This is a genomic window from uncultured Fretibacterium sp. (genome assembly GCF_963544685.1).
GTDB lineage: Bacteria > Synergistota > Synergistia > Synergistales > Aminobacteriaceae > CAJPSE01.
This window is the reverse complement of sequence record NZ_CAUUGJ010000160.1, coordinates 1-3,997: the sequence shown is the minus strand read 5'-3', so window position 1 is coordinate 3,997 and position 3,997 is coordinate 1. Positions and strand designations below refer to the sequence as shown.

The 3,997-nt window shown below is 61.6% G+C and carries 6 protein-coding genes; 5 read left to right on the top strand and 1 reads right to left on the bottom strand.

Going from position 1 to position 3,997, the window contains the following annotated elements:
* The 5 genes from ABLA28_RS10815 to ABLA28_RS10795 form a co-directional block, all read left to right on the top strand.
* The coding region (locus ABLA28_RS10815) for an ABC transporter permease subunit (protein ID WP_347713674.1) at positions 1–646 on the top strand (646 nt) is incomplete at its 5' end.
* A 56-nt stretch (positions 647–702) separates the two neighbouring features.
* Complete coding sequence (modD, locus tag ABLA28_RS10810) at positions 703–1,557, top strand: ModD protein (protein WP_347713673.1); 855 nt, start codon at positions 703–705, stop codon at positions 1,555–1,557.
* A gap of 12 nt (positions 1,558–1,569) precedes the next feature.
* Positions 1,570–2,460, top strand: a complete 891-nt coding sequence (locus tag ABLA28_RS10805) for an endo alpha-1,4 polygalactosaminidase (protein ID WP_347713672.1) — start codon at positions 1,570–1,572, stop codon at positions 2,458–2,460.
* 102 nt (positions 2,461–2,562) lie between these two features.
* Positions 2,563–2,694, top strand: coding sequence for a hypothetical protein (locus ABLA28_RS10800; RefSeq protein ID WP_347713671.1), 132 nt, complete (start codon positions 2,563–2,565; stop codon positions 2,692–2,694).
* Entirely contained in the window at positions 2,687–3,709 is a 1,023-nt protein-coding gene (locus ABLA28_RS10795; RefSeq protein WP_347713670.1) for a virulence RhuM family protein, read from the top strand. Before ABLA28_RS10800 ends, ABLA28_RS10795 begins: the two co-directional genes overlap by 8 nt.
* Before the next feature lie 126 nt (positions 3,710–3,835).
* Here ABLA28_RS10795 and ABLA28_RS10790 read toward each other — a convergent pair.
* A partial coding sequence (locus ABLA28_RS10790; protein WP_347713675.1) for a prolyl oligopeptidase family serine peptidase occupies positions 3,836–3,997 on the bottom strand: 162 nt, incomplete at its 5' end.

Here is a 3,997-nt window from a genome sequence, read left to right as displayed (position 1 = left end):
CACGCTGAGGGTGTGCGTGGCCTGCGTCCTGCTCTACCTCTGCGTGGGGCTGCCCTGCGCCCGGTTCTGCAGCCGGAGGCGCGGCCTTTTGGCCCGCGCGCTGGCGTTTCTGGTGACGCTGCCGCTGATCTTCCCTCCCGTGGCGATGGGCTTCCTGCTGTTGCTGCTGTTGGGCAGGAACGGCCCCGTTGGAGGGCCCATGGAGCGTTGGCTGGGACTGCGCATCGTCTTCTCCGAGCCGGGGGTGATCCTCTCCGCGTTCGTCGCGGGGCTGCCGCTGGTGGTCCGGCCCCTCCAGGCGGCGATGGAGCGCCCCGAACTGCGCAGGCTGGAGGAGGCCGCCCGCACCCTGGGGTGCGGGGCGATGGGGACGTTCCTTTTCGTGACGGTCCCGCAGGTCTCGAGGACGCTCTTCTCCTGCCTCCTGCTGGGGGTCGCCAGGGCCTCGGGGGAGGTGGGTATCACGATGATGCTGGGAGGGAACATCTCGGGCAGGACCAACACCCTCTCCCTGGAGATCTTCAACTGCGTGTCGCGGGGCGATTTCGACGGGGCCATGAGGCTCTGCGCCGTGCTGGCCGTCGTCGGCACGCTGCTGTACGCCCTGCTGGAGGGGTGCCGCGCACGGGGGGACGGAGGGTTTTGAACGCGGGCGGGGTCCGGCCGGATGGGCGGCCCCGCCCGAGGGGAGGAGATGCGCCGATGTTTTTTGTACCCGAAAGCCGCATAGAGGCCTGGATCGAGGAGGACCTCCACCTGATGGACCTGACCGTGGACGCCCTCGGCATAGAGGACCGTCCCGGCTGCGTGGAGTGCTTCCCGAAGGAGGATTGCGTGATCGCCGGGGTGGAGGAGGCCGCCCGGATATTCCGGGCCGTCGGGGCCCTGGCGGAGGAGGTACGGCCAAGCGGCAGCCGCTTGCCCGCCGGGACCGTCTGCCTCCGTGCCGAGGGTCCGGCCGGGCGGCTGCACGCCGTCTACAAGGCGGCGCAGAACGTCATGGAGTACGCCTCCGGCATCGCCACGCGGACCGCCGGGGTCGTGCGGAACGCGAGGGCCGCGTCCCCGTCCGTGGAGGTTGCGGTGACCCGCAAGCACTTCCCGGGGACGAAGCACCTCTCCGTGAGGGCCGCTCTGGCCGGCGGGGCGACCGTGCACCGGCTGGGCCTGTCGGAGTCCATTCTCGTCTTCGACCAGCATCGGGCTTTCATGGACGAGGCGGAGTTCCTGTCCGCGATCCCGAGGATGGCCGCGCGCTTTCCGGAGAGGAGGATCATGGCGGAGGCCGGTTCCGTGGAGGAGGCCGTCCGGTTCGCGGAGGCCGGAGTCCAGGTGATCCAGTGCGAGCGTTTTTCGCCCGACGCGCTGCGGGAGTGCGCCGAGCGGGTGCGCCGAATCCAACCCGGGGTCCGCATCTCCGCCGCCGGGGGCATCAATGCGGACAATGCGGCGGACTACGCCGCGGCGGGGGCGGACGTCCTGGTCACGTCCTGGGTCTACTTCGGCAGGCCCCAGGACGTCAAGATGAAGTTCTCCGCCGCTCGGGCCCGGTTTTGACCGGCGGCGTCCATGATGGAATGGGTTGGTAAAATCGCGGTGCGGGCGTCGCCGTGCGCCCTGGTGGCCGTGCTCGTCCTCTGCGGATGCTGCCTTGCCGGGGAGGCGCGCCCGGAGCGGGCATTCGACGCTCCGTACGGCGTTTTTATCGGGATGAGGGGCAGCGAGGCGCTGAGGGACCGGCGCGTCCTGCGGACCAGGGTGCTGGTCGTCGACCCGGCCCATTTCGAGGAGCGGGAGATCGCGTCTCTGAAGGCGTCGGGCCACACGGTGTACGGCTATCTGAACGTGGGCTCCCTGGAGGCGTTCCGCCCGTATTACGGCAGGTTCAGAAAATTTGTCCTGGGAAGGTACGAGAATTGGGACGGGGAGTGGTGGATCGACGTATCCGCCGCGCCGTGGCGGGATTTCGTCGTCTCCGAGCTGGCCGCGGGGTATGTGCGAAAGGGAATCGACGGATTCTTCGTCGATAACTGCGACGTCTATCACTACAGGAAGGCCCGCGGGATCTTCGACGGGCTGACGGAGGTGCTGCGCCGGCTCTCGGGGTACGGGCTGGAGGTCCTCATCAACGGCGGGGACGAGTATGCGACGGCCGCGCTGGAGGAGTACGGGAGCATCGAGGGCCTGTTCTCCGGGGTGAACCAGGAGACCGTGTTCACCAGGATAAATTTCGATAAGTTGAATTTTGACCGGTTGGATTCTGAAACGGGCGCCTTCGGCAGGAGCCGGGAGGAGGACCGACGGTATTTCCTGTCCTATCTCGAGAGGATGGAGAGGGCCGGGGCGAAAGTCCGCCTGCTCGAGTATACGCGGGACGCGGATACGGCGAGGGAGATCGAACGCTTTTGCGGGGCCAGGGGGTGGGAGTGTTTCATCTCCGGGTCCGTGGAGCTGGACTGAATGACCTGCCAGCCATCGTCCGACAGGTCCATTCGCGAACTTCCCGACCATTGCCTGCGTCATGCAAATAAACTGGGATGTGGCGGGAGAAAGATCGTTTGAATGAAGAAATCCTTGACCCGCTGGACCTCATTCAGCGTTATTGAAGAACAGCGTGCTTCTCTGAACGCCGAAATCGGCCGGGTGCTGGCGGAAATTACCGCTCATTTAGGGGATGGCAGGAAGGATGAATAATTTACCCGCTGAAAAAAGCAAGGGCGACGTCGTTATTTATCAGTCAGAAAATGGTGACACCAAAATTGATGTGCGCTTTGAGGATGAAACCGTCTGGCTGACACAGGTGCAGATGGCAGAACTGTTCCAGTCCTCCAGAACGAATATCGTCGAACATATTCGGAACATTTATGCAGAAGGTGAACTGGATAAGGAGTCAACCTGTCGGATTTTCCGACAGGTTCATCAAGAAGGAAATCGCGAAGTTGCAAGAGAAATACCGCATTATAACCTCGATATGATTATCTCGCTCGGCTACCGAGTGAAGTCTTCTATTGCGACGCAGTTCCGGCGCTGGGCGACCGCGCGCTTAAAAGAGTATATGATCAAGGGCTTCACCATGGACGATGAACGCTTGAAAAATCTTGGAGGCGGAAACTACTGGCGCGAGCTGTTAGACCGCATCCGCGACATCCGTTCTTCCGAAAAAGTGATGTACCGCCAGGTGCTCGACCTTTATGCCACCAGCGTGGATTATAATCCCAAAAGCACCGAATCTGTTGCCTTTTTCAAGATGGTGCAGAATAAGCTGCACTATGCAGCGCACGGACATACCGCTGCAGAAGTAATCTATGAGCGGGCAGATGCCGAAAAGCCGTTTATGGGGTTAACGTCTTTCTCCGGTGATTTTCCAACGATGAAGGATATTTCCGTTGCGAAAAATTATCTTTCCGAAGCAGAATTGAAAATCCTGAACAATCTGGTTTCGGGATATTTTGACTTTGCCGAAATTCAGGCCATGCGCCATATGCCCATGTATATGAGCGACTATGTGGAAAACCTTGACCGCATTCTTTCTACCACAGGCGAGGCGCTTTTAACCGGTGCCGGAAAAGTCAGCCATGCCCAGGCACTTGAAAAAGCAAAGGCGGAGTATAAAAAATATCAGGTGCAGAACCTTTCTCCAGTAGAGGAAGAGTATTTGCAGACCATTCGCACTATTGAAAAGACGGCAAAAGAGGGGGGCGCAAAATAACCGGACAAGCGGCGCAAGCCCCGCCCTTCAGGGCTGGGGTGAGCCGCTGAAAACATAAAATATCTTACCCAATAGAGACCAGACTTAGGCAGCGGCTCAGCGGCTACCCTCCGGCACGGTGATTCCCTACACCTTCTCCACGAACCACCGCACGATCTCCCGCATCCGGGCCAGGCGCGGCCTGGGGCGTCCGGACCGGCTCAGCTCGTGGTTCTCGCCCTTGAAGACGCACAGCCGCGCCTCCACCCCGTTGCGCCGGAGCGCCGTGAAGAACTGGAGCCCCTGGGA